Genomic DNA, 23,184 nt, shown 5'->3' on the forward strand with positions numbered 1-23,184 from the left:
CGCGCAGCAGTCCCGCGACGCTGAGGTGCTGGCGTGAGAACGGACCACTCATCAATACCTGCCTCGCAGCTTGAGAAGGTCGTGGCAGTATACTGATTCGGCTTCAAAAGTTTACGAAAGATTTTTTTCGGCTCAAAGCCAACTTATTGTTTCTAAAGCAGATATTTTTGCGGCGGGAATTGCTGGGTGAGGTCGGCCCTTGGGCGTTGCGTGAGGCTGGGAAGTCTACAATCGGCCAACTGCAGGCGCTGGCGCATATCGTGTCGGTGGCCCGTTTGCTCTGGTTTTCGCCCGAGAGCTAAGCTGTTTGGGCTCGCGCGCGGATCATTCCGACTCGTCTTGCGCGTGCATCCATTGAGGCAGATCCCGACTGCCATGGAGTACTCGCCAGACGTCGATATGATGGTCCCGCTCCAGGTAGAAGATCCAGTAGGGGTAGCGTTTGAGCGGCCATGACCGCAGGCCCGGCAGTGCAAGCTCGTAAGCGTATCGTGGCGACCCAATCGCCGGGTCGAAGCCAATCCGATCATAGGCCGACTCCAGCGCATCCACGAATCCAAGGGCAACTGCTTCCGTACTGGTCTCCAGGTAGTACGCGATTATCTCGTCGACGTCCCGAATCGCGAGCCGCCGAGGTATGACTTGCTTCGCCGTCAATCGGTCTTGCCGTTGCGAATGCGCTCTCGCAATGCGCTAAAGTAGGCCGTATCCGCGGGCGGTCCAGGTTCAGAAGCGGCACCGTCGAGTAGCAGGCCGCGTAGACGCTGCCTGTCCTGATCACGGCGGATCAGGTCTCGCACATACTCGCTGCTCGTACCGAAGCCTCGACCAGCGACCTGCTCGTCGACGTAGGCTTTCAACGAGTTCGGGAGGGAGATGTTCATTGTGCTCATGCCAAGAAATTAGCGCCGATGGCAAAAATTGGCAAGTCCCGATGGTCTTCTTTCAACCTAGAAACCGCAGTTGGAGGGCCGCCAGGGTGCGTCCCGCGTGCCTGTTCAGAGATTGGCCAGCGAGGCACGACGAGGCGGAATAGTCATTCTCTTCCAACGAGTTGTCACAACGCTGGGCGCCGCGCGGCGCGTGCACGGGTGGTCGTAGCGGCCATCACCCACGGGTGCGCCTCGAAAAGCGTCAGAAGTGGATTTTCCTCAGAAGGCTGCATGTCTTGCGAAGCGGTCACCTGCGGTTTCTAGGTTCAACTCTTAAAGACAGTTATCGAGCCAGGCCAGCGCTGCTGAGACGTCGGTCGCGCGCGGGCTTGGCGGTCGTTGCGGCCGGCGGCGCATGATCACGCGCACGCCGAGCTCGCGCGCGGCGGCGAGCTTGGCGGCGGTCGCCTCGCCGCCGCTGTTCTTGCAGACGAGGGTGTCGATGCGCTCGTCGCGCAGCAGTGCGCGCTCGTCGCCGAGGCTGAACGGACCGCGCGCGAGCAGCAGGCGGGCGTCCTGGAACGCGGGCAGCGGGCGCGGTGGGCTGACCGCGCGGATCAGGAAGTGGATGGCATCGAGGTCGGCGAAGGGGGCGAGCTCCTGACGGCCCACCGCGAGCAGCACGCGACGGGCGCCGCTGTGCCGCAGCGCTGCGACCGCGCCCGGCCAGTCGTCGACCTGCCACCAGTCATCGCCCGGTTGCGGTTGCCAGGCGGGTCGCTCCAGCCGCAGCAGCGGCAGCCCCAGCGCCTCGCAGGCCGCGGCGGCGTTCCAGCCCATCGCGGACGCGAACGGGTGCGTGGCGTCGATCACCGCGTCCAGGCGCTGCGTGCGCAGATAATCGATCAGCCCCGGCACGCCGCCGAAGCCGCCGATGCGGTGCTCACCGGGTGGCAGTCGCGGTTGGTCGGTGCGACCGGCCAGCGAGCTGACCACCCGCAGATCGGCACGCTCGGCGAGGGCCTCGGCGAGCGCGTAGCCCTCTGTGGTGCCGCCGAGGATCAGGACCGCGGGCGTCGGTTGCGGGTTGCTCGGGCGCGGATCAGGGCTCATCACTTGGTCGTCTTGCGCTTGGGTTGAATGCGGTCTCCGTGCGGCTGCAATGCTGGGTGAGGATGTCCTGCACCTCGCCCGGCTTGAACGCGACATCCCAGGCCCAGCGCCCGAAACCGCCTGCCGCGTTGATCGCCTGCACCCACTCGTCCAACGCCTGCCGTTTGGCCTGGTTCTGCGGGCTGTCCGTGCCCTTGATCTCGAGCGCCAGCAGCGTGCCGCCGGCAAGGCGCACCAGGAAGTCCGGGACATAGCGCCGCCGGGAGCCGGCCCACATGTAATCGATCTGGAAGCCGAGGTGGTCGTTCTTGGCGTAGGCGAGCACGTCCTCGCGCTGCTCGAAGACGTTGGCTGCAAAGCCCTCCCAAGCCGAGTCTCCGACCAGATGACTGAGGTGCGACTTGGTCGTCGGGAAGCACGGCTTGGTGGTGTACCAGGTGCGCATCTGGCCGGTGGCACCGATCGGGTTGTCCTCGTCGAACACCGGCGTCAGGCGTTCCCGGTTCTGCTCGGTAACGTTGCTCAGCAGATGCTGGACCACCAGGTCGATGTTGAGCGCGATGAGGATTCGTCGCCGGAGCGGGTCGGCGTGGAACAGCGAGGGGATCTCGAGACGGTCGGAACGCAGGAACGCCTCGACGATCCTGACCAACTGCGCGGCCAGATACTCATGGCTGCCGGTGAAGCCGTGATTCAGCTCGGCAAAGGCCTTGCGGGCAGCCTGGAACACGAGCCGCTGGAGACGGAAGCCATCCGGTAGCTGCTCGAGATCGATCGCGGTGACCTTGCCCATGTCGGTGGCGCCGCCGAGCGCCGGCGCCAGCTCGGCGTTGATCGGTGTGCTGGCGGGATCGAGCGCGAGCGGGGCGACCTTACTCCAGTCGATGGTGAGTTCCGGTTTGACGACCGTTTCGACCCGCACCACGTTCGGCCAGCGAAGTTCCAGATGCGCCCGCTCGGGCACGACTTCGATCTGCGTGGTCGGCTTCGGTGGCGGTGGCGCCTCACCGCTTTCACCGGTTTCCGAGATCGAGAGCGGCACCCCAAAGACGTTGACGTATTCGGGCAGGAAGAGGCCGTTCTCGTCGGTGTCGTAGGACACCCGACGCAAGCCGCGCCCGACGACCTGCTCGCACAGCAGTTGCGACGTGAAGGCGCGCAGCCCCATGATGTGCGTCACATTCTTGGCGTCCCAGCCCTCGGACAGCATCGCCACCGAGATGACGTTCTGAAGGTCCTGGCCGGCGGTGCCCCGTTTGCCGACGTTGTCCACGATCGCGCGCAGCAGCTCCTCCTTCTTCAGGGCGAGGAGTTGCTGGCGGCGCGTTTGCGGAATGTCGGCCGCCTCGATGATCGCGTGCAGGCGCGCCTCGTAGTCCTTGTCGGCTGACGCGGCCTCGCCGATCTCCGCCTTCTCCAGCACCTTGGAGTCGACCCGCAGCGTCCGGGTCGGTGCGTGCAGCTCGGGCCAGTGCGCGTCGCCGGTGTTGAAAGAGTGCTCGATGCGGGCCGCGGTCTCCGTGCGGTTGCAGACCGTGAGCATGACCGGCGGCGAAGGATGGCCCGCCTGCTGCCAGCGCGCCCGGGTGTCCCGCCAGTCGGCGCCGAGCAGCGTGTAGGCATCCTGCACCAGCTTGGGCAGCGCCTCGTGCGGCTCGGCCTGCGCCCGGTTCAGGTCCTCGGAGACCGATGGGTCGCGGTAGAGGTGGTAGAGCTTCGAGCGCAGCGTCTTGGCGTCCGGCACGGCATCGTCGCGGACCACCACGCGCGGGGTCTTCACCAGCCCGGCCTCGATGGCGTCGTTCAGGCCGAAGTCCGAGATGATCCAGTCGAACAGCGCGGTGTCGGTGCTCTTCTTGCCGGTCGGCGCGAAGGGCGTGGCCGAGAGGTCGAAACAGCGCTGGATGCGCCGGGTCTTGTGGATGCGGTCGAGTCCCTCGATCCAGCGCGTGGCCTCATCGAGGTCGATGCCCTGTTCTTGGGCTAGCTTCTTGGAAATCTTCAGCTCGGGCGGCTTGCGATAGGCGTGGTGCGCCTCGTCGTTGATGACGATGAGGTCCTTGTGCGCGGCCAGCTTACCGAGCACCCGCCGGGTGAACGCCTCGTCGGACTCGCGCCCCTTTCTGACCACCGAGCGGTCCGCTTCCTTGAGCGGCATCAGGGTGTGCCAGTTCTCGATCAGCACCTCGGCCTGGTTCAGCTTCTGGCGCAGCGCCTCGGACGGGCACAGGTTGAACGCGTCGTAGTAGCTGCCCTCGCTGGGCAGCAGCACCTGCAGCCGCTCCTTCACCGTCAGGCCAGGGGCCACGGTGAACACCGCGCGGCTGAAATCCTGGTTCCGCTTCGGATAGGTCAGGGCGTTCAAAACCTGCCAGGTGATGATCATCGCCATCACCGTGGTCTTGCCCGCGCCCGTGGCCATCTTGTTGCACAGGCGCTCCCAGGCGCCGCCATCGCCGGGGATCGCGATGCCCTGCGTGTAGGCCGCGGCGCCCTCGACCCTCCAGATCAGTGTTTCGATGGCCTCGAGCTGGCAAAAGTAGAACGGATATTGCCGCGCCTCGCGGTCGTGCCAGTGCGCCAGCAGCTTGCGCGTGACGATGGTCACGCCGGGCCAGCCGTCCGCGCGCCACTGATCCACCCGCCCGCGGATCGTGTTCACGAGGTCCAGCACCTCGGTGCGCTTCGTATTGTTGCGCGCATCGAAGACCTCGTAGCTCGCCGGCCGGCGCTCGGGCTTGAGCGTCAGCTTGCCGCCCTGGCCCTCGACCCAATGCTGCGCGGGGCACCGATAAGGCGAATTGATGATCAGGGACTTGGGTGGACTCATTGGGGCGCGGTGGGTACGGACTGCCAGTCCAGTGCATATTTGCCGAGACTGATCTTGATCGCGATCTCCCAGTAGGACGCGGGGCTTACTGCCACCTGGTTCCTGGCATTGCTGATGATGGCCCGCGCCGGCGCCGTCAGGCGCGGGTCGTCCAGCAGAAACCACAGCAGTGCTTGCGTGTCGAGCAGGACTCTCACGGCATGTAACCTCGAAAGTCCTCGAGGTGCGCCTGATCCTCCTCCAGCACCCGCAGCTTGCCTTTGGCGCTACCGGGGCGGCGTGGTGGCCGTCCACTGTGCTCCGGTCGCTGCATGCGCCGTTCAACCAGTTCGCGCAAGGCCAGCTCCACCACTTCCTGAGGTTGCTCGAGGCCGGTCAGCGTCAGCCCCTGGCGCAGCAAGCGGTCTTCGACGGGGATTTCAGTGGTCATTATGGGTTCCTCTCAGCTAGGGGGATCGCCAAGCGGCAGGATCTTGAGCGACTCGATGCCGCGGTCGTCCACGATCTTGACCGCGATCCGGCGGTTCTCGCCCGCCTCGAAGGGCAGCGAAATGGTGCCGTGGAACTGCTCCAGCAGATCCTCGTCCAGCTCCGCGCGCACGGTCTTGCGCAGCCGGTTCCAGCCGCCCTTCGCATCCGCCATCGGGAAGAACACCTGGTGCGGCATCAGCGAGCGGTTGTCGTAGTCCACGTCCAGCGACCACATCGCGATCTGCGTCTTGCCGCCGGAGACCAGATCCCCCGCCTTCGGGTCGAAATAGTCGAAGCCGTTGACCTCGACCTCCCACAGCCCGTCCTTGCGCTGGCGCAGCTCCACGTCCGGCTGGCCCATCAGCCAGAACGACTGGTTCGAGGCGCGTTTCTTCTTCAGATCCTCGGTCAGCAGGTCGGTGTTCATCTGCGCCTTGAGCAGCGTGACGCCGGGCCAGGTCACCGCGTCGATGTCCTTCGCCGCCTCGGGGTCGAAGGTGAAGGCGCAGAACAGGATGAACGCAGGCCGCGGGCGCAGGGTCTCCGCCTCGGTCAGCGCCAGTTCCACCTGCCGCTGCTCCAGCGCCGCGTGCTCGGGGCCGAAGCTGACGACGACGCGCTCGCCGGTCTCGGCCAGCGAGCCGCTGGCGTGGATGTATTTCAGCCCCGGCAGCGTCTCGAACTCGGCGAAGCGGAGCAAGGCGCCTCCCTTGCCGCGCACGCCGGTCTTGAGCAGCTCGTCGCGCCACAAAGCCTGGCGCGAGGTCTCGCCGGAGCGGGCGACGCTCGCGTCCGCTTCCTGCGGCGGCAGGCGCTCGTCCAGCGACAGGACGGTCGGCGCCGGCACCGCCTCGACCGAGAAGGGTCCGCAGATGCGCCGCTTGGTCTTGTCGATGCGCGGCTTGTCGTAGAGCGTCTCCTGCTCGGCATGGACGGCGATGGACCCGACCTCGGGATTGTTCACCCGCGTCTCGCCGTGGCGATAGCTCAGCACCTGCGTGGGCGACTGCGCAGGCGCGGCCGGCCGGCGGGCGGTCGGCTTCCTGTCCGCGGCCGCGCGCGGGCGCGGCGCCGGCGCCTCGGTCGGGGTCAGCGCGAACCCGTTCGCCTCGTCGTCGCCGTCCTGATCCGAGGCGCCTTCCTCGTGCTGCGCATCGGCGATCACGCGCATGATCGAGCCACCCCGGCCACGGCCGCGGACCAGCCGCCCGTCAGCGACCAGCGCATCGCGCGCGGCGACGTAGTCGGCATCGGTGAGGTCCGGCATCTGCTCGCGCAGCAGCGCCATCATCGCGCCATTGCCGATGGAGGCGCCGTCTTCGGGGGTCAGGGACAGGATCAGGTCGGTCAAGCTGTCGGACATGGGAGCAGGCTACCAGCGTGACGGGCAACGGGAGGTTGCAGACCAGTCGGGCGCGGGCATCTATCTTGCGCGCTCCTGGGCATCGTGCAGCAGCGCCACGCCGCGATAGGCACCGTGGATCAGGCGGCTGTAGGGCAGCAGCAGGAACAAGGCCAATACCGCGCCCAGATGCAGCGCCAGCAGCAGGCCCATCGCCGGGGTCGCGCGCCACAGCAGCAGCGCCAGGCCGCTGCCGGTGACCAGCAGCAGCAATGCCAATGCAGCCCGATCGGCGCCGGCGGTTTCCGCCGCCAGCGGCGCGGGGTCGGCGCGCCAGCGCAGCCACGCCAGGCCGAGGACGCCGATCAACATCATCAGGCCGCCGACGCTGCCGAGCAGCACCGGCGCGCTCAGCAGCGGGTAGGGTGCCGCCCGGTCGAGCAGCTGATGATAGCCCAGCGCGGTCAGGGTCGCCGCGAAACAGAGCAGCAGGCCCGCGAGCAGGCTGTGGTGCAGGCGGCGGCGCCAGTGCGATGGTGGACCGGCGCGCTCATGGCAGCCGGGTCCGCCGCCGCGCAGATTGTCGAGGCGGATCAGCGCGCGCGCGGCCATGACGGGCCCTCGCCAATCGATGCGGCGACATGGCGACGACGCAGCGTGCTCGGGAGACGATCGATGTGTGCGCCGACCGGCTGGGCTGCTGGCAGTCGGTGCGCGCGATGACGCTGCTCGACCTGAGCGGCGATCCGTGATCGGAGCCGCCGCAGCCGTCTTATCCGCAGAGCGCGGGCCGCGCGTTCGGCGCGCGAAGCGCCATGTCGCGACCGCGATCGCGAGCACGGACCAGCCCAGCGACAGCACCCCGCCGGCGACCATGACCGCATGCGGCACGATGCGATAGAAGGCGCCCGGCGCTTGGTGCCGGGCGAACAGCACCTCGGCGGGCGTGACGGCGAGCACGCCGCCGACCACGGCCAGGATCGACAGCAGCGCCACCAGTGCGGCCGCCCAGCCGTTGCGTTGGAACAGCCGCGCGAGCGCAGGCGGCCAGGCATGGGCGGCGTAGCTGCGCCAGCGCACCCGCGCCAGCGCTTGCGGGATGTTGACCGCGAACGCATGCGGCGGCGCGTACTGGCAGTCGTAGAGGCAACTGCGGCAGCCGTGGCAGAGGTTGGCCAGATGGTCCAGGTCCGCGCCGGTGAGCGCCGGCCGGCGCCGCGCGGCATCGAAGACGGCGCAGAGACCGTTGCAGTAGCCGCAGATGTTGCAGATCGCGAGCGCGCGCTGGGCCTCGGCGGTGGGCGCGGCGTCTGGCGACGGGTGCGGATCGGGCTGAGCGGGCGCGGCCGTTTCGGCTTGAGTCATTACTCGAGGTTCGAGTCGGACGCTGATTTGGGTTCCGGTTTGAGCGCCGATTCGGTTTCGAGCTTGGGTTTTGGTTGGGGCATCGATTTGAGTCTTGGGCTGGATTCCGGCTTGGTTCTTGGTTTGGGCATCGATTTGAGCGCCTGCTTGGGTTCCGGGTTGAACGCTTGCGTGGGTGCCGAGTTGGGAATCGGTGCAAGGGCTCGCGCTGGCATCATTGATCCGGAGACCAGTGATGGGGTCAAGCACCGCTGTTGACGGTTTGTGCGGCGCGCTCGCCGGCAAGGCGGCCGAAGACGAGGCCGATGGTCAGCGCCAGTCCGGACAGATAGCCGGTGCCGATCAGGTTCGCGGCCATGATCATGCCTGCCGCGAAGAGATTCTCGATCGGCCGCTGATCCTGCAGCAGCACCCGCAACTGCGGATCGACGGCCAGGCCATACTGGCTGAAGGTGATGCCGGGCCGCATCGGGTAGGCCGCGAAGGGCGGCGTGCAGAGCGGTCGGGCGTGCGCCGATTTCGGCGGTGATAGGCCGACGGTGTGCCAGCCCGCTGTCTCGGCGCCCGCCGTCTCGCCGCCCGCGGCTGGCGATCGGGTCGCGGCGTTGTATCCAGCGATGGTTGCGGCCAGACGATTCGGGTCGAGACCGAGCTGCGCGGCGAGCGCCTCGGGGCTCGCCGCGCGCACCGGGGGATAGATCCCGGCGGGTGCCATCTGCTCACCCTCGGCGTCGAGGAGCAGCCAGCCGATCTGTCCGGGCTGTTCGGCCAGCCGCTGGCCCCAGGCCGAGTAGCGGGTCGAGCCGGTCTCGGCGCCCTCGTCATGGACGCGCCGGGCGTCGGCATCGACCACGATCCCGGCTGGCATCCCGCGCACGCGGGTCACGATGCCGCCGTCATCGGCCGGCGAGCGGGCATCGACGGCGACCAGATAGAGCCGGCGCGGATCACCGACCGCCAAGGTGCCTTGCTCGAGCAGCGACAGCATGACTGCCCCCTGGGCATTGGGCGTGCCGCGATTGATCAGCCCGTCCGCGGCGGCGCCGAGCTGCGCCCGCAGCCAGCGGCGGTTGGCCTGGGCCGCGCCGCAGCAGGCGATCACCGCGCCGGGCCGCAGGCTGGTGGTACCTTCGGCGCTGCGCACCGCGACGGTCCCAACCCGCGTGCCGTCGAGCTGCACACCGAGCACCTCCTGGCGATACTGGATGCGCACTCCCTCGGCCTCGGCGCACTGATAGAGGGCGTTCAGCAGCGCCTTGCCGCCACCGAGGAAGAACAGGGTCTTGCGTGAGACGGGCAGGCGCCCGTCGCCAGCCGGCTGCAAGGCGACCCCGACCGATTGCAGCCAATCCGGCAGTGCCTCGGATGCTTGGATCAACTGGGCGGCCAGCGGGGCGGCCAGCGCCGGGGCGGTGCTGGCTGCAGTGGCGCGATGCAGATCCGCGGCCAGCTCGGCGGCCGGGTAGGGACCGGCGGCGAGCGGGCTCGGCGCCTCGTGCATGAAGCGCGCATTGCGCGAATGGCGGGTATTGCCGCCGCGCAATCCGGGCTCGGCTTGCTCCAGCAGCCGCACCTTGGCGCCGGTGCGTCGGGCGGCGATGGCGGCGCTCAGGGCCGCGGCGCCACCGCCGATCACCAGCACCTCGCCGGCACTGCTTTGGTAGTCTGTCGGCTTGAGCAAGGAATTTCCAGCGGTTCGATCCAAACGGGACGAGCAAGTAACAGGTATCCACGTCATGCAGCACAGTCAACGTCAGGGGTTGCCCTGGTCTCCACGCCATCATCGGGAGTGGCACCATGGGTAAGGTCTGGTTCGTCGGCGCTGGCCCCGGGGCGCCGGACCTGATCACGGTGCGCGGCACCCGGCTGTTGGCCGAGGCCGGCGCCATCCTCTACACCGGCTCGCTGGTGGCGGAGACCGCGCTGCAGTGGGCACAGCCAGGATGTGAGATCGCCGACTCCAAGTCCATGGACCTGGATCAGGTCGGTGCCTGGCTGCTGGAGCGGGTGCAACGACACGCGACCGTGGTGCGGCTGCAGACCGGTGATCCGTCGCTCTACGGGGTGATCCCGGAGGTGGCGCGGCCATTGGATCAGGCGCAGATCCCGGTGGGCATCTGCCCCGGCGTGTCATCGGCCTTCGCCTCGGCGGCCGCCGCCGGCGAATGCCTGACCCTGCCCGAGGTCACTCAGACCGTGATCTTCACGCGCCTGGCCGGGCGCACCCCGATGCCGGAGCGTGAGTCGCTGCAGGGCTTGGCCGCGCACGGCTGCAGCCTGTGCATCTTCCTGTCGATCGAGCGCATCGCCGAGGTGGCCGCGATCCTGCAGCAGGCCGGCTGGGCAGCGACAGCGCCGGTGGTGGTGGTGCACAAGGCGACCTGGCCCGGCGAGGAGCAGGTGCTGCGCGGCACCCTGGCCGACATCGCCGAGCGTTGCCGCGACGCCGGCATCGAACGCCAGGCGATGATCCTGGTCAGCCCGGCGCTTGGCGCCCGCCAGCGTCCCGAGCTGGCACCCTCCAAGCTCTATGATGCCGCCTTTCCGCGGCGCTTCCGGGGTGGCTGATCAGCGACGTCGGGTCGGTGCAGGTGTTGGACTCGGCGATGCGGTTCCAAACGACCGGTGGGCGAAAACGATGATTCATGCAGATGGAGCCTAAAAATTGAGCCAATTGATCCTTGATGTGCCAGACGATTCCCTGCTGTCGCTCAAGTTGTCCGATGACGCCGCCGCGGCGGAGATCCGCCTCGCGGCCTCGGTGAAGCTCTACGAGCTCGGGCGCCTGTCGTCCGGGGCCGCGGCGCGTCTCGCCGGTATCCCTAGGCCGCTGTTCCTGAGCAAGCTGGCCGACTACGGCGTCGACACCTTTCGTCTTACTGAAGATGAGCTAGAGCGTCAAACCTCGCTTGCCTGACGTCATCTGCAACACTTCACCGCTGCAATACCTGCATCAGATCCGGCATCTGGAGCCATTGCCGAAACTGGCCTCGCGGGTAATCGTACCGGCCGCCGTTGCCGGCGAGCTGGCCGAGGGCCGGCGCCGAGGCCTCGAGCTCCCCATCCCGGAACAGCTACCTTGGGCCGAGATGCGCGCTCCATCGAGCGAGCAGGTCGTCCGCCTGGTCGCGGATCTCGGTCCTGGCGAAACCGGTGTCCTGCTACTGGCGCTGGAGTGCGCCGATCCAGTCGTGATCCTGGACGACGCCTTGGCAAGGCGCCATGCCGAGATTCTCGGGATCTCGTTGACGGGAACGCTCGGGATCTTGCTGGACGCCAAGCGCCGCGGCTTGGTACCAGCGGTGTCCCCGCTGATCGACGATCTCCAACGTCTCGGCTTTCGGCTCAGCGACCGGACACGCCGAGCGGTCTTGCGGATGGCGCAAGAGTCGTAGAGGCTATTGACCGGAATTGGGTGTCAATGGGTGTGCTTATGGGGGTCAGGGATCGAACGAGCATCAGCGAGTCCGACTGGAAGGTCTACAAACGCATCCGCGATCGGGCACAGGACCGCTACGCACAACGCGTCCTCGAGGAGGCCGACCGCATTCGCCAGGACGGTACCCTGTCCGTCCAGGACCGTCACGCCGAGCTGTCGCGCATGGTTCGTGAGCGCGACAAGGAGATGGACTGGATCTTCGATACCCTGCGGCGATCCTCGGCCGTGCGCTGCCTGATGATGATGCGCAGCCACGACCTGGTCACCGACGAGGAGATGCAATCCTTCAGTCCCGACGTCCAGCGGGCCTCGGAGATCCCGTAGTCGACCGCATGGGACAGGGCGAAGGACACCGTAGGGGGTTCCAGCTGCGGCCGGCGACGCCGCATTTCCGCGGCGTTTTCGAGGTGCTTGATCAGCGCCGCCGGCGCAAAAGATAGGTATCCATGATCCAGCCGTGCTCCTCGCGCAGCCGTGCGCGCCGCTCCAGCAGCTCATCGCACACCGCGCCGATCGGGCCGGCGGCGAGGGCCTGGTCGTCGCAGCCAAGATAGGCGCCCCAGTAGAGGTCGAGGTCCTGCCCGGTGAAATGCTGGAACTCGGCGTTGTTGTCCAGCATCACGACGCTGTTGTGGATCGCGGCCGGGTCCTGCTGGGCGATCGCCCGCCCGGTGGTGATGGTGATCGACTCGCCGATGCGGTTGACCGGGATGCGGTGCGCGGCGGTGAGCGCCTGTACCGCGGTGATGCCGGGGATGACGACCAGCTCCAGCCGCTGCGGTGACGCGGCCACCAGCTCGTTGACCAGGCTCACGGTCTGATCGTAGAGCGAGGGGTCGCCCCAGATCAGGAAGGCGCCGCGCTCGCCGGCGGCCAGCTCCTGCTCGATCATCTCGGCGATCAGCTCGCGCTTGCGCGCATGCCACTGCTGCACCCCTTCGCGGTAGCCGTCGGCATCCATCCGTCGCGGCGGGCTCGCGCGGGTGGCGACGCGCGGGTTGGCATCGGGCAGGTAGCGCGCCAAGATCGCCTGCCGCGCCGCGATCAGCTCGTCCTTGCCGCGGCCGTCCTTCTCCAGCATGAAGAAGCAGTCGATGGTGCGCAGGGCCTCGATGGCCTGCATGGTCAGGTATTCCGGGCCGCCGGGACCGATGCCGATCAGGTAGAGGGTCTTTTTCATGCCGGCATTATCCGACAGCCAGGCGGTGGATGTGGCGGCTCGCAGGGGCTTCTACCGGCAAGCATACTGTGACTGCGTCTGCTCGCTGTGAGACGCGAATGCGCGTCGCACCACTGCAGGCCGCGGGCGGATCGAGCCCAGCGCAACGGTTGGTGAGTCCTGACGGAGCCTCGTATTCCGGGTTCGCGCCAGGGTTCGCGCCAGGGTTCGCGCCAGGGTTCGCGCCAGGGTTCGCGCCAGGGTTGCGCCAGGGTTGCGCCAGGATTGCGCCAGGATTCGGGGCGGCGATGAAGGATCACTGTGCCCACAGATCGTCGAGGGCGAGACCGATCGCATCGAAGGGGGCGGCCCGCACAGTGTCCGCGCCGCTGTACCGGCCGGTTTCCTGCCAAGCGCCGCCGACCAGGTCGTAGGTCTCGAGCGTCAGTTTGCGTGGGTCCACGAGCCAAGCGTGGGCCACGCCGAAGCGGGCGTAGATGGGCATCTTGATCTCTCGGTCCTTGCTCTCGGTCGAGGCCGACAGGACCTCGCAGACCCAGTCCGGCACCACCGTAAAGCGATGTCCCGCGGGCAGTTGCGGCATGCGCTCGCGCCGCCAGCCTGCGATGTCCGGCACATCGACTTCGACATCCACTAGGAAATGCAGCTCCGGCTCGTCAATGATCCACCAGCCGCCTGGTCCGCCGCGTCCCTTGTCGAACGGCTGGGCCAAATCGGCACCGAGCATCGAGGCGGCGTAGGCATGCGGACCGGTTGGTCGCGGCTGGGTATGGAGCTGGCCGTTGAGGATCTCGCCGATCAATCCGTCGGGCAGGGCCTCCAATTGGTCGTAGAGTGAAGGCTGCACGCGTGCATGCATGGAAGTGCTCCGATACGGTTTGTCAGCCCCAATCCTGAGCAGGAGTCAAGGCTGCGTCAATTTGGTTGAGGCTTCCGGCGCCATCCGGCCATCGACACCGCCACCTGCGCTGCGTCGAGCGGCTTCAGGTTCCCAAGCGTCGCGCTCATCAGCCTCCGTCAGAGCGGTCCGGCGGGCTGATTGCGATCTGATCCTGCTGGTCGCGCAGTTCAATGACTACCGACGACCGGCAATCATCGTAGTGGCCATCTCGCTGCTGCTGATGCGCGCCAGTTTCGGTTTCATGGTGATTCTCGGACTCTACGCCAGTGCCGGATCATCGATTCACTGAGCCGACAGATCGCGACTGGATGCTCTTCCGTGCCTCATCCATATAACGAGGTCCGCGGGGCCCGCCAAGGCCGCTGATGGGACGCCTCCATCGCGACCTCGCTTATCTGGCTGCGAGCGATCGATGGCAGCCGCCGGTCGACTCGGCTCCGCCGCTGGAGGCCAGCTTGACATTGGTCAAGGCCAGCTGTTGTTTCCCGCCGTGATCCGCGAACCACCGCCAAGATTCGCAGCCACTCATCCACCGGTGATCCGACATCGGCTCGCACCTCCAGTCAACCGATCTGCCTCGATGTTGCAATACCCGACGACCGCGAGCTGCATCTCGAGCGCTCGTGCCGCGGCCTTGAGGCCGAGGTCTGCTATCGACCGGACACTCACCGCTGTCGTTGACCAGCCGGTTGCGGTCGCGAGCTGTCTCAACTCTGATCAGCCGCGCCGGCGTAGACACCTCAGTGCTGCTGTGCGTTGACCAGTGCTTGGCGCGTAATCGCTTGGTACAGGTGGATAACGCGGGCATAGAGCGGCTGGTACTCAGGGAAGCGATCGACCACAGCGCAGGCCCAAGGGGGCCAGAAAGAGGTTGCAGTCACGTGCGCTGACCAGCCGCTGCGGATGCGATAGGGTCTCGATGATCGCGGTAAAGCGCTCGTCCAAGGTCTTGTGTCGTAGGCGAGGGGCGCGCCGTTGCGCGTCGATGGCATCGATCTCGGCTTGTAAGGCCTGGCGCGTTGGCGAGCCGGGTGTAGCGCGTCGCAGGCGCGCTTGCCAGGCCTGTGCGCGCCGGGCGACCTTCATGGTCACGCTGAGCCTTTAACCTGTCAGGCCGTGTTGTGGATCTCGTGATAATCGCGGATGGAATTCAGCGCGTCTTTCTCTGTTTGCTGAGCCTTGTACAGATCCCAGCGGATTTGCAGGTTCAGCCAGAAATCCTCTGACATGTTGAAAAACCGCGCCAACCGCAGCGCGGTGCTGGGTGTGACGCCACGACGCTGATTGACCAGTTCATTCACACGCTGGTATGGAACCTGGATGGCGTCTGCCAGTTCACGCTGGGTCATGCCCATGGGGGTCAGAAACTCCTCCAGAAGCATTTCACCGGGATGTGTGGGTTGGCGTTTGGTCGGCATGCGCACCATCTTATCACCTCAGTGGTCATCGGTGATTTCAACATCAGCGGGCCCGGATGTCGTCCAGACTGGGCTGGTGTTTTCACCCTTCAGATCGGCCGACCATCGACGCGCGCTGCCAGCAACATCGGCCCGATGACGACCAGGAAGGCAGCGAAGGCACCGCTCCAGAGCAGACCCGAGAGCAGCATCCAGCTGTTGTAGTGCGCCGGCCAGAGCAGCGGAAACGCGACCCGGACCAACGCCGCGAGGTTGATCGCGACGAAGGCGGCCGTCATCGACGGCGGCGAGACCATCGCCCGACCGGTATGGCCCAAGGTCACGCGCACCATCATGCCGAGGGTGAAGACGCCGATGGCTCCCGCAGTCAGCGCATGCAGGGCGACATTGGGCGCCATCAGACCCAGCTCGGCGCCGGCATCCAGGATCAAGCCGAGCATCAGCCAGAGCGCACCGGCGTAGAGCACGGCGAGGATCGGAATCCGCCAGGCGCGCCGATCATGCCAGCCACTGAGCCGGGCGACCAGACTCAGCGCGAAGGCGAGGGCGGTGATCGCCTTCAGCGCCGGCCAGGGGCTGATGAGATCGGCGGTCAACCAGGCACCAGCAGCGACGAAGGTCGTCACCTCGAGCCACTGATGGGACTTGGGCTCGGCGTCGTTGATCGCCGCTTTGGTAAAGAAGGGCAGCACCCGGCCGGAGACGATCAGCAGTGTGATCAGCACCAGCCCCAGCATCAGGCTGTCGGCATCCAACAGCCCCGCCGGCACCGCGCCGGCCGCACTCAGATGGCTCCAAGCCGCAGCAACCGTCATCCCGCCGAGTAGCAGCAGAAAGACGCGATTGACCGGATTCGGACCGTTCCATAGCGGCCGCCGCAGCGACCAGGCCAGCGCCAGCGGGAAGGCAGCGGCCAGCAGGGCATCGCCCCAGACCGGCAGCGCCAGCCAGGGCAAGGCCCGCGCGATCAGCCACAGCAGCACCAGGCCCAGCACCGCATAGCGGGCGCGGATGACCGCATCGGCGACGCGGCCAACGCGCTCGCGGAAGGCCGCGAAGCCCCGCTCAAAGCCTCGCCGCAACCGCGACCCGGATGCACCCTGCAGGCTGTTGACACTGCCCTTGAGATGATGCGGCAGGATCAGGAAGGCCTCGATCAGGCTCGCCGCCAGCGTCGCGATCAGCACGATCGGCAGCACCTGCAGCACCGCGCCCAGCTCGCCGGCGAGGAATGACAGTGGCAGGAAGACCGAGACCGTGGTGAGGAAGGAGGACAGCACGCGGGCAGGACTTCGCGGGTGCCGGCGACGGCGGTGTCGAGCGAGGAGGGTGCAACCCTGATGGCAGCCGAGGTCTTTGAAGAAGCGTTGGCCGCAGAACTCGGCTGAGCAGCGGCACTGCTGTTTGCCGCCTTGTTGAACGCGTCCTTGTTGTCGTTGCTGGTCCCGTGACCAGCCCTGCCATCGGACGGATGGCTGCCTGCATCTTGAGCGCCGTGACTTGCTTGAGCACCGAATTGCGCGCTCGCCCGCGCGGCGATGTTATCGGTAATGACGATGGCGTCATCCATCACGATGCCGATCGCCATCAGCAGCGCCACCAGCGTGATCATGTTCAGCGATAGCCCGGTCAAGGCCATCACCACAAAGGCCCCGGCGAAGGCCGCCGGTAGCCCGAGCACCGCCCAGAGCGCCAAGCGCGGGCGGAAAAACAGACTCATCACCAAAACCACCAGGAGCAGCCCCATCAGCCCGTTGCTGACTAGCATCCGCAGCCGATCACGCACGATGCTGGTCATGTCCTGGGTCAGGGTCAGCTGCATGCCGGTGCCGAACCGCGCCTGCTCCTCGGCGACCAGAGCCTCGAGCGCCGCGAACACCCGCAGCGCATCGTCGCGCAGCCCCTTGCTGACCTCGAGCACCAGCGCGCGCTCGCCGTTGAAGTGGATCTGCTCCTCGGCACGCTCGCCGACCTGCGAGAGCTTGGCGAGCTGGCCCAGGGTCAGCTCGCCACCCTCGGCATCCGCCACCACCACCAGATCGGCCAGCGCACGCAGCGAGCGACGTTGATCGGTAAAGCGCAGCAACAGCTCACGGTCGTCCCCCTCCAGGATGCCGAGCGGCAGGTCGATGTTCTGACGGGCGATCAGCTGCGCCAGCGCGCGCGCCGAGAGCCCGTGCTGGGCGAGCACATCGCGCGGTACCTCCACCTGCCACTGGCGTTGCGACAGGCCTTGGATCTGCACCTCGGCGACACCGGGCAGGCGCAGGACGCGGTCCTCAAGCTGGCGCGCGACCTCCTCGAGCTGCGCCAGCGGCAATGCGCCGCTGATCGCGACCGCCGTGACCAGATCGCTCTGATGCAGCGCGCGCACGATCGGCGTCTCGGCGCGCGCCGGCAGATGGCGGATGGCACGCACGGCGGTGTCGATGTCGCTGCGAAAGCGCAGCGCGTCGCCGCCAGGCTCCATGGTCGCGGTGGCGTTGGCAAGGTTGTCCTGGGCGACGCAGATCAGCTCATCGAGATAATCAACCGCCTTGAGCGCATCGCGCAGGCGCCGGCAGATCGCCTCCTCGACATCGGCAGCGCTGGCACCGCGGTATTCGACCTCGATGCCGACCTCGGTCGGGCGGTAGTCGGGGAAGGTCTCGCGCTGCAGGGTCGGCGCGGCGAAGAGCCCAGCCGCCAGTAGCAGGAGCAGCATCAGGTTGGCCGCGGTCGGGTGGGCCGCGAACCAGCGGATCATCGGGCGGCTCCAGCCGAGGGCGTTTGTGCTGGTTGCGGGGGCTGAGCGGGAGCTTGGGCCTCATCTTTTAATCGGGCCTCAAGCGCCGGATCAGGGCAAGGGTTGACCTGCATGCCATCGATCGCCGGCAATGGGTCATCGACGATGACGCGATCGCCAGGCGCGAGGCCAGCGGCGATCACGGCGAGGCCGCCCTGCTCAAAGGCAACCTCGACCGGGGTGTGCCGGAGTCGATCCTCGGCATCGAGGCGGTAGACCAGGCGCGTTCGATGACCTTCGCCTGAGCCTGCCAGCGGCTGATCCCCGTCGGCGTGCTTGGCGTCTTCTGTGGCGGGATGCACAGCCGCCGCCGGCACCACCAATCGCGGTTTGGGACTGGCCGCGGACAGGGTGACCTGCGTCAGCATGCCGGGCTGCAACGGCGGGCGATCGGGTGGGCTGGCATCGCGATAGGGATGCGCGACCCGCACCACCACCCGCGCGCTGCGCGTGACCGGGTCCAGGCCGCTGGCGACCCGGGTCAGTTCAGCCGGCCAGCACACCTGTTCGTCGCCGACCAGGCGTACCTCGACGGCGACGGCGCTGAAGTCCATGCGCTCAAGGTCGCCACCGCGCGGCGTTGGGCGGCGCTGGCGCGACGCTGCTCGTCGAGCTGCGAGCGCGAGGCCGAGCCGCTCTTGGCGAGCTCTTCGATACGCGCGAGCTCCTGTTCGGTCAGGTCCAGGCGTTACTGCTCGAGGGCAAGCAGGCGGCGCGTGCTCTCGGCCTCGACGTCGAGCTGGGCGCGCTCGGCGGTCAAGCGCTGGGCCTCCGCCTCGGCCTCGGCGATGGCCAACTGATAGCGGCTCGGATCGAGCGCGAGCAACAGGGTTCCGGCCGGCAGCAGGTTGCCGCTCTCCAAATCCGGATGGCGCTCGACCACGCGCCCGGCGACATTGGCCACCGCTTGCCAGCGCTCGGCCGCGCGCGCGGTGCCGAGGCCGCGCGCCTCGATTCGCAAAGCGACAGGTTGCAGCTCGATGACGGTCAGCGTCGGCGCCGGTGCCGCGCTGTCAACGTGTTGCGGCGCTCGGGCATGGCTGATCAAGAACGCGGCCAGGGCGATGCCGCCGCCCAGCCCGAGTAGGATCAGCAGGCCACGGCTGAGCGAGGTCAGGATGGGCTTCATGGTTGCTCGCTGAGGACTTGCTCATCGAAGATCCGATGACAGGTCAGGGGCGACGTCGTGCCCTCAAAGCACCCATTGAGCCTGCGGCAGATTGTCCGATCCTTGATCGGGGTCAAGCGGCGTCTGGTCGCGGCGCCGGCCGCTCAGCCGGTTATCGGTGCGCGGCGCACATCGCACCGGTCTATGCGGTTTGGCGTTTCCAGTCTGCCGCGCAAGCGTCTTAATCGATTGCCTCGATGCGATTGCGATAAACCGTGACCAGCCGGTGCTGATGAGCAAGTGCAACGATGTGCGGCCATTGACGGCGAATCAGCCCGTGGAAATCACGCATCTTCATGTTTCCAAAACGGATATGAATGACCCTTGGCGGCGGTTTGCTGACCAATATGCGATCGGAGAAATCGGCGTCCTTGGACACAATGATCAAGTTCTGTGCCCTGGCGTAGGCCCAGATCTCGGAATCAGACCAATCCTCACCGAGGTCTCGGGCGTGGATGCAGGCGTCGTTTGCCCAAAGTGAGAAGCGATAGGGCAGGTTGGCGTCGATCAAGAAGCGCGCCATCAGGCAACGCGTTCAAGACTGTAGCGATGGGCCATCATGTCGGCGGCGAAGCGGACACAGGCGTCGATGTCCGCATCCTCTAGCGATGGATATTGCTGGAGGATCTCCTCACGAGAATCCCCGGCGCCGAGATAACCCAGCACGGTTTCAACGGTGATCCGTAAGCCACGAATGGTTGGCCGACCGTTGCAGAGATCAGGGTCGACAGTGATGCGACCGTCGAGGTAGCTGAGGGTTTCGCTGGCCATCTGAGCGTTGACTCCTGTGCAGTTCCTAGGGTGTTGGCGCATTTCGGCGCACAGCCGATCATCCTCGAGTTTATCAGCCGCAGATCATGCGCTCGCCGCCTGGCGGAGATTTGAAAACGATCAGCGGGCCTTTTATTCCATGGCCTTCAACACATTGCGCCGACGGAGTCGGTCGCGTCAGATCGGCCGACCATCGACGCGCGCTGCCAGCAACATCGGCCCGATGACGACCAGGAAGGCGGCGAAGGCGCTGCTCCAGAGCAGGCCCGAGAGCAGCATCCAGCTGTTGTACTGCGCCGGCCAGAGCAGCGGAAACGCGACTCGGACCAGCGCCGCGAGGTTGATCGCGACGAAAGCGGCTGTCATCGACGGCGGTGAGACCATCGCCCGACCGGTATGGCCCAAGGTCACGCGCACCATCATGCCGAGGGTGAAGACGCCGATGGCTCCCGCAGTCAGCGCATGCAGGGCGACATTGGGCGCCATCAGACCTAGCTCGGCGCCGGCATCTAGGATCAAGCCGAGCATCAGCCAGAGCACACCGGCGTAGAGCACGGCGAGGATCGGAATCCGCCAGGCGCGCCGGTCATGCCAGCCACTGAGCCGGGCGATCAGGCTCAATGCGAAGGCGAGGGCGGTGATCGCCTTCAGCGTCGGCCAGGGGCTGATCAGATCGGCGGTCAACCAGGCACCAGCCGCGACGAAGGTCGTCACCTCGAGCCACTGATGGGACTTGGGCTCGGCGTCGTTGATCGCCGCTTTGGTAAAGAAGGGCAGCACCCGGCCGGAGACGATCAGCAGTGTGATCAGCACCAGCCCCAGCATCAGGCTGTCGGCATCCAACAGCCCCGCCGGCACCGCGCCGGCCGCACTCAGATGGCTCCAAGCCGCAGCAACCGTCATCCCGCCGAGTAGCAGCAGAAAGACGCGATTGACCGGATTCGGACCGTTCCATAGCGGCCGCCGCAGCGACCAGGCCAGCGCCAGCGGGAAGGCAGCGGCCAGCAGGGCATCGCCCCAGACTGGCAGCGCCAGCCAGGGCAAGGCCCGCGCGATCAGCCACAGCAGCACCAGCCCCGCCAACTCGGCGCCGGATGCGGTGGGCTGTCCGGTCCAGTTGCGTACCGCGGTGAGCAGGAAGCCCGCGATCACCGCCAGCGTGTAGCCGTAGAGCATCTCGTGGGCGTGCCAGGCACTGCCGGCAAAGCGCAGGTTGATCGGCAGCAGCCCCTGCAGCATCGCCAGCCAGATGAGCAGCGAGAGGCAACCGCTGACGCCGGCGGCGAGAAAGAAGGGACGGAAGCCCAGCGACAGCAGCGGGTTCCTGTTTGGCATGTTCGTCAGCGAGACCGTATAGCCATTCCGCCTGATCGCCGGACAGAAAGCGCCGGAACAGTCAGCACCGATGGGCTCAGCTCGTCCGCCAACCAGGGCGAGTGACGATAACAGCGTCTGCCACAACCAGCGTGCAGGCCGACGGCCGTCGACTGCGCCTGTGCGGCTGACGCCGCTGCAGAACGCATCAGGCGACTCACTGAGCGTGCCTCTCCCAGTCGCGACATCTCCTATCAGGTAAACATGTCCGCTGTGATGTTGCGATACCAGTCGAGGGCGAACTGCACCTCGACCGCCCGCGTGCGCGCATCGGCATCGGGCGAGGACAGCCCGCCGGCGCCGGGCACCGAGACGATCTCGCCATCCTTCAGCTCATAGACGCCGGCCACCGAGATCCCATGACCAGGTGCGAGGATGCTATAGCAGGTGTTGACATAGGAGGGCGCAGGTGGCGACTCACCATTGATGGCGGCGGCCACCGCCATCGCGCAGACCTTGCCCTGGGAGTTGGCCGAATAGCCGGATTTGGGCATCGCGCCGGCGATCGCGGCATCGCCGATCACATGGATGTCCGGCTGCAGCGTCGAGGCGAAGGTCTGCTGATCGACCGGACACCAGCCGCTGGCATCGGTCAGCCCGTTGTCAACGGCGAGCTGCGCGGCGCGTTGGTGCGGGATCAGATTGATCACATCCGCCCGAAAGTCTTCGACCAGGCCGGTCAGGGTCATGGTATCGGGATCGATCGCCTCGATGCTGCCGCCGCCGGCCGCCGGGACCCACTCGACCATGTCGCCGTAGTGCTCCTTCCAACCGGCCTGGAACAGCCCCTGTTTGGAGAAGGCGTCCTTGGCGTCGTAGATCATCACCTTGGACTTCGGCTTGTGATGACTGAAGTAGAGGGCGATCTGTGCCGCCCGCTCATAGGGGCCGGGCGGGCAGCGGAACGGATTGGGTGGCGCGACGATGGCGCAGACGCCGCCATCGGGCATGGCCTCGAGCTGGCGGCGCAGCAGCAGGGTCTGCGGGCCGGCCTTCCAGGCGTGCGGGATGGTCGAGTCGGCCAGCGCCGCGCTCATGCCGTCGATGGCGGCGAAGTCGAACGCGACCCCGGGCGAGAGGATTAGCTTGTCGTAGTTGTAGCGGGCGCCGCCCGCGCCGCGCACGAAGCGCTGCTCGGGGTCGATCTCGACGATCTCGTCGCCCATCACCGCGATGCCGCGACGGCTTAGGCCCCGATAATCGAAGGTCAGGCTGTCGATGTCGCGCTCGCCGGACAGGACCTCGTTGCTCAAGGGGCAGGAGACGTAGACCGGGTTGCGCTCGATCAGGGTGACGCGCAGGTCTGGCTCGGCGAGCTTCAGATACTTGGCGGCGATGGCGCCACCATAGCCACCGCCGACCACGACCACGCGGGCCTTAGGGGTGTCGGCGCGAAGCAAGGCTGGGGCACCGAGTAAGCTGGCTGCTGCAGTCCCTGCGGCCGTGCGGCCGACCGCGCCCAGGAACCGTCGACGGGATAGATTCATCGGTGGTGCGCTCATTTCTGGCTCTCGTAGTAATGGGCGAGGGCTTTGATCTCGGCGTCGTCGAGCGCTTCCACGCGCTCGGCACCCTGGCGCTTCTTGCAGCTGGCGCCGCGTGCGCGGCAGGTCTCCAAGGCATACTCGATGTACGGTCCCCATTGACCCGCGAGCCGGGGTGAACGCGCGTCCTGACCACGACCACCCTCGCTATGGCAGGTCTCGCAGCGCTGCTGGTGGATCAGCTCGCCCTGGTCGGCGAGCTCACCGTCGATCGGCCGCTCGGTCGAGACCCAGGGCTGGGCGGCAAAGAAGCTGGCGATGGCGGCGATCTCCTGATCGCTGTAGCCGCGCATGATGCGGCCCATGATGGTCGACGGGCGCACATCGTCCTTGTAGTCCTCGAGCACCTCGACCAGATAGCCCTTGTCCATGCCGGCGATGGTCGGCATCACCTCGCCGGCACTGGCGCCAAGGGTGCCGTGGCAGCCGGCGCAGGTGTGCGACAGCATGGCCGCGGAGCGCACGCCTTCGGCCTGCGCGCTGACGGGACTGAGGGCGCAGCCGGCGAGCAGCAGCGCCGGGAGCCAACGGCTGGACCGACCTTGCGGCGACCGGCCCGCTGGTGAGCCGAGTGGAACCGTTCGCTGGGGTAGCTGTTGGGGTGGGTGTTG

At 66.9% G+C, this 23,184-nt stretch carries 26 protein-coding genes; 4 read left to right on the plus strand and 22 right to left on the minus strand.

From position 1 onward, the window contains the following. Window positions 1-324 precede the first annotated feature (324 nt). The 9 genes from CKO40_RS21560 to tcuA all read right to left on the minus strand — a co-directional run bounded on the left by CKO40_RS21560 (window position 325) and on the right by tcuA (window position 9,674). Window positions 325-657 carry a type II toxin-antitoxin system RelE/ParE family toxin gene (locus tag CKO40_RS21560; protein ID WP_200348519.1) on the minus strand — a complete coding sequence of 111 codons (333 nt, stop codon included), beginning with the start codon at window positions 655-657 and terminating at the stop codon, window positions 325-327. After that, on the minus strand, window positions 654-884 hold the full coding sequence (locus CKO40_RS21565; protein ID WP_242477244.1) for a ribbon-helix-helix domain-containing protein: 231 nt from the start codon (window positions 882-884) through the stop codon (window positions 654-656). Before CKO40_RS21565 ends, CKO40_RS21560 begins: the two co-directional genes overlap by 4 nt. A gap of 321 nt (window positions 885-1,205) precedes the next feature. Then, window positions 1,206-1,985, minus strand: a complete 780-nt coding sequence (locus tag CKO40_RS21570; protein WP_200348521.1) for a cobalt-precorrin-6A reductase — start codon at window positions 1,983-1,985, stop codon at window positions 1,206-1,208. Beyond that, window positions 1,975-4,815, minus strand: coding sequence for a BPTD_3080 family restriction endonuclease (locus CKO40_RS21575; RefSeq protein WP_200348522.1), 2,841 nt, complete (start codon window positions 4,813-4,815; stop codon window positions 1,975-1,977). Before CKO40_RS21575 ends, CKO40_RS21570 begins: the two co-directional genes overlap by 11 nt. Beyond that, window positions 4,812-5,012 (minus strand): type II toxin-antitoxin system VapC family toxin, encoded by a 201-nt coding sequence (locus CKO40_RS21580; protein WP_200348523.1) that lies wholly within the window; start codon window positions 5,010-5,012, stop codon window positions 4,812-4,814. Before CKO40_RS21580 ends, CKO40_RS21575 begins: the two co-directional genes overlap by 4 nt. Then, entirely contained in the window at window positions 5,009-5,245 is a 237-nt protein-coding gene (locus CKO40_RS21585; RefSeq protein WP_200348524.1) for a type II toxin-antitoxin system VapB family antitoxin, read from the minus strand. The genes CKO40_RS21580 and CKO40_RS21585 overlap by 4 nt, the downstream gene beginning before the upstream one ends. Window positions 5,246-5,257: 12 nt before the next feature. Beyond that, window positions 5,258-6,649 carry a hypothetical protein gene (locus tag CKO40_RS21590; protein WP_200348525.1) on the minus strand — a complete coding sequence of 464 codons (1,392 nt, stop codon included), beginning with the start codon at window positions 6,647-6,649 and terminating at the stop codon, window positions 5,258-5,260. A 60-nt stretch (window positions 6,650-6,709) separates the two neighbouring features. Then, the gene (locus CKO40_RS21595) at window positions 6,710-7,993 is read right to left on the minus strand and encodes a signal transduction protein (protein ID WP_207173791.1); all 1,284 of its coding nucleotides are present in this window, start codon (window positions 7,991-7,993) and stop codon (window positions 6,710-6,712) included. Window positions 7,994-8,234: 241 nt separating this feature from the next. Continuing rightward, complete coding sequence (tcuA, locus tag CKO40_RS21600) at window positions 8,235-9,674, minus strand: FAD-dependent tricarballylate dehydrogenase TcuA (protein ID WP_242477245.1); 1,440 nt, start codon at window positions 9,672-9,674, stop codon at window positions 8,235-8,237. Window positions 9,675-9,790: 116 nt separating this feature from the next. Here tcuA and cobM point away from each other — a divergent pair, with 116 nt between their 5' ends. The 4 genes from cobM (at window position 9,791) to CKO40_RS21620 (ending at window position 11,756) form a co-directional block, all read left to right on the plus strand. Beyond that, window positions 9,791-10,561: a precorrin-4 C(11)-methyltransferase gene (cobM, locus tag CKO40_RS21605; RefSeq protein WP_200348527.1), complete on the plus strand. Its 771-nt coding sequence runs from the start codon at window positions 9,791-9,793 to the stop codon at window positions 10,559-10,561. A 97-nt stretch (window positions 10,562-10,658) separates the two neighbouring features. Continuing rightward, window positions 10,659-10,910, plus strand: coding sequence for a UPF0175 family protein (locus CKO40_RS21610; RefSeq protein WP_242477246.1), 252 nt, complete (start codon window positions 10,659-10,661; stop codon window positions 10,908-10,910). Further along, window positions 10,903-11,388 carry a PIN domain-containing protein gene (locus CKO40_RS21615; protein WP_200348528.1) on the plus strand — a complete coding sequence of 162 codons (486 nt, stop codon included), beginning with the start codon at window positions 10,903-10,905 and terminating at the stop codon, window positions 11,386-11,388. The genes CKO40_RS21610 and CKO40_RS21615 overlap by 8 nt, the downstream gene beginning before the upstream one ends. A gap of 26 nt (window positions 11,389-11,414) precedes the next feature. After that, window positions 11,415-11,756 carry a hypothetical protein gene (locus CKO40_RS21620; RefSeq protein WP_200348529.1) on the plus strand — a complete coding sequence of 114 codons (342 nt, stop codon included), beginning with the start codon at window positions 11,415-11,417 and terminating at the stop codon, window positions 11,754-11,756. Between the two features lie 91 nt (window positions 11,757-11,847). Here the strand turns inward: CKO40_RS21620 and cobF are convergent, their stop codons facing one another. From cobF to CKO40_RS21685, 13 genes are all read right to left on the minus strand, one after another. Beyond that, window positions 11,848-12,612, minus strand: a complete 765-nt coding sequence (gene cobF / locus CKO40_RS21625) for a precorrin-6A synthase (deacetylating) (protein WP_200348530.1) — start codon at window positions 12,610-12,612, stop codon at window positions 11,848-11,850. A 295-nt stretch (window positions 12,613-12,907) separates the two neighbouring features. After that, the gene (locus CKO40_RS21630) at window positions 12,908-13,471 is read right to left on the minus strand and encodes a Uma2 family endonuclease (protein ID WP_200348531.1); all 564 of its coding nucleotides are present in this window, start codon (window positions 13,469-13,471) and stop codon (window positions 12,908-12,910) included. 864 nt (window positions 13,472-14,335) lie between these two features. Then, on the minus strand, window positions 14,336-14,605 hold the full coding sequence (locus CKO40_RS21635) for a hypothetical protein (RefSeq protein WP_200348532.1): 270 nt from the start codon (window positions 14,603-14,605) through the stop codon (window positions 14,336-14,338). Window positions 14,606-14,622: 17 nt separating this feature from the next. Beyond that, window positions 14,623-14,940, minus strand: coding sequence for a HigA family addiction module antitoxin (locus CKO40_RS21640; RefSeq protein ID WP_200348533.1), 318 nt, complete (start codon window positions 14,938-14,940; stop codon window positions 14,623-14,625). An 80-nt stretch (window positions 14,941-15,020) separates the two neighbouring features. Then, on the minus strand, window positions 15,021-16,211 hold the full coding sequence (locus tag CKO40_RS21645) for an NnrS family protein (protein ID WP_200348534.1): 1,191 nt from the start codon (window positions 16,209-16,211) through the stop codon (window positions 15,021-15,023). Then, window positions 16,112-17,677, minus strand: a complete 1,566-nt coding sequence (locus CKO40_RS21650; protein ID WP_200348535.1) for an efflux RND transporter permease subunit — start codon at window positions 17,675-17,677, stop codon at window positions 16,112-16,114. Before CKO40_RS21650 ends, CKO40_RS21645 begins: the two co-directional genes overlap by 100 nt. Beyond that, a complete protein-coding gene (locus tag CKO40_RS21655; RefSeq protein WP_200348536.1) occupies window positions 17,674-18,270 on the minus strand; it encodes an efflux RND transporter periplasmic adaptor subunit in 597 nt (198 codons plus the stop codon). Before CKO40_RS21655 ends, CKO40_RS21650 begins: the two co-directional genes overlap by 4 nt. A gap of 134 nt (window positions 18,271-18,404) precedes the next feature. Next, window positions 18,405-18,845, minus strand: coding sequence for an RND family efflux transporter (locus tag CKO40_RS21660; RefSeq protein ID WP_200348537.1), 441 nt, complete (start codon window positions 18,843-18,845; stop codon window positions 18,405-18,407). A gap of 220 nt (window positions 18,846-19,065) precedes the next feature. Next, window positions 19,066-19,407: a DUF5615 family PIN-like protein gene (locus tag CKO40_RS21665; RefSeq protein ID WP_200348538.1), complete on the minus strand. Its 342-nt coding sequence runs from the start codon at window positions 19,405-19,407 to the stop codon at window positions 19,066-19,068. Then, window positions 19,407-19,655, minus strand: coding sequence for a DUF433 domain-containing protein (locus CKO40_RS21670; RefSeq protein WP_200244583.1), 249 nt, complete (start codon window positions 19,653-19,655; stop codon window positions 19,407-19,409). The genes CKO40_RS21665 and CKO40_RS21670 overlap by 1 nt, the downstream gene beginning before the upstream one ends. A 177-nt stretch (window positions 19,656-19,832) precedes the next feature. Further along, the gene (locus tag CKO40_RS21675; protein WP_200348539.1) at window positions 19,833-20,990 is read right to left on the minus strand and encodes an NnrS family protein; all 1,158 of its coding nucleotides are present in this window, start codon (window positions 20,988-20,990) and stop codon (window positions 19,833-19,835) included. A 233-nt stretch (window positions 20,991-21,223) separates the two neighbouring features. Beyond that, window positions 21,224-22,516: an NAD(P)/FAD-dependent oxidoreductase gene (locus tag CKO40_RS21680; RefSeq protein ID WP_200348540.1), complete on the minus strand. Its 1,293-nt coding sequence runs from the start codon at window positions 22,514-22,516 to the stop codon at window positions 21,224-21,226. Between the two features lie 11 nt (window positions 22,517-22,527). After that, window positions 22,528-23,184: c-type cytochrome (locus tag CKO40_RS21685; RefSeq protein ID WP_338074242.1), on the minus strand; the 657-nt coding region annotated here is incomplete at its 5' end.

Source organism: Halochromatium glycolicum (genome assembly GCF_016584085.1).
GTDB lineage: Bacteria > Pseudomonadota > Gammaproteobacteria > Chromatiales > Chromatiaceae > Lamprobacter > Lamprobacter glycolicus.

What these genes read in the sequence shown, in the direction of transcription:
- CKO40_RS21590 (WP_200348525.1), bottom strand. Translation starts at nt 6,649, where the DNA reads ATGTCCGACAGCTTGACCGACCTGATCCTGTCCCTGACCCCCGAAGAC.
- CKO40_RS21595 (WP_207173791.1), bottom strand. Translation starts at nt 7,993, where the DNA reads ATGACTCAAGCCGAAACGGCCGCGCCCGCTCAGCCCGATCCGCACCCG.
- CKO40_RS21575 (WP_200348522.1), bottom strand. Translation starts at nt 4,815, where the DNA reads ATGAGTCCACCCAAGTCCCTGATCATCAATTCGCCTTATCGGTGCCCC.
- CKO40_RS21675 (WP_200348539.1), bottom strand. Translation starts at nt 20,990, where the DNA reads ATGCCAAACAGGAACCCGCTGCTGTCGCTGGGCTTCCGTCCCTTCTTT.
- cobF (WP_200348530.1), bottom strand. Translation starts at nt 12,612, where the DNA reads ATGAAAAAGACCCTCTACCTGATCGGCATCGGTCCCGGCGGCCCGGAA.
- CKO40_RS21670 (WP_200244583.1), bottom strand. Translation starts at nt 19,655, where the DNA reads ATGGCCAGCGAAACCCTCAGCTACCTCGACGGTCGCATCACTGTCGAC.
- CKO40_RS21650 (WP_200348535.1), bottom strand. Translation starts at nt 17,677, where the DNA reads ATGATCCGCTGGTTCGCGGCCCACCCGACCGCGGCCAACCTGATGCTG.
- CKO40_RS21665 (WP_200348538.1), bottom strand. Translation starts at nt 19,407, where the DNA reads ATGGCGCGCTTCTTGATCGACGCCAACCTGCCCTATCGCTTCTCACTT.
- CKO40_RS21630 (WP_200348531.1), bottom strand. Translation starts at nt 13,471, where the DNA reads ATGCATGCACGCGTGCAGCCTTCACTCTACGACCAATTGGAGGCCCTG.
- CKO40_RS21660 (WP_200348537.1), bottom strand. Translation starts at nt 18,845, where the DNA reads ATGAAGCCCATCCTGACCTCGCTCAGCCGTGGCCTGCTGATCCTACTC.
- CKO40_RS21565 (WP_242477244.1), bottom strand. Translation starts at nt 884, where the DNA reads ATGAACATCTCCCTCCCGAACTCGTTGAAAGCCTACGTCGACGAGCAG.
- cobM (WP_200348527.1), top strand. Translation starts at nt 9,791, where the DNA reads ATGGGTAAGGTCTGGTTCGTCGGCGCTGGCCCCGGGGCGCCGGACCTG.
- CKO40_RS21585 (WP_200348524.1), bottom strand. Translation starts at nt 5,245, where the DNA reads ATGACCACTGAAATCCCCGTCGAAGACCGCTTGCTGCGCCAGGGGCTG.
- CKO40_RS21680 (WP_200348540.1), bottom strand. Translation starts at nt 22,516, where the DNA reads ATGAATCTATCCCGTCGACGGTTCCTGGGCGCGGTCGGCCGCACGGCC.
- CKO40_RS21655 (WP_200348536.1), bottom strand. Translation starts at nt 18,270, where the DNA reads ATGGACTTCAGCGCCGTCGCCGTCGAGGTACGCCTGGTCGGCGACGAA.
- CKO40_RS21570 (WP_200348521.1), bottom strand. Translation starts at nt 1,985, where the DNA reads ATGAGCCCTGATCCGCGCCCGAGCAACCCGCAACCGACGCCCGCGGTC.
- CKO40_RS21640 (WP_200348533.1), bottom strand. Translation starts at nt 14,940, where the DNA reads ATGGTGCGCATGCCGACCAAACGCCAACCCACACATCCCGGTGAAATG.
- CKO40_RS21620 (WP_200348529.1), top strand. Translation starts at nt 11,415, where the DNA reads ATGGGTGTGCTTATGGGGGTCAGGGATCGAACGAGCATCAGCGAGTCC.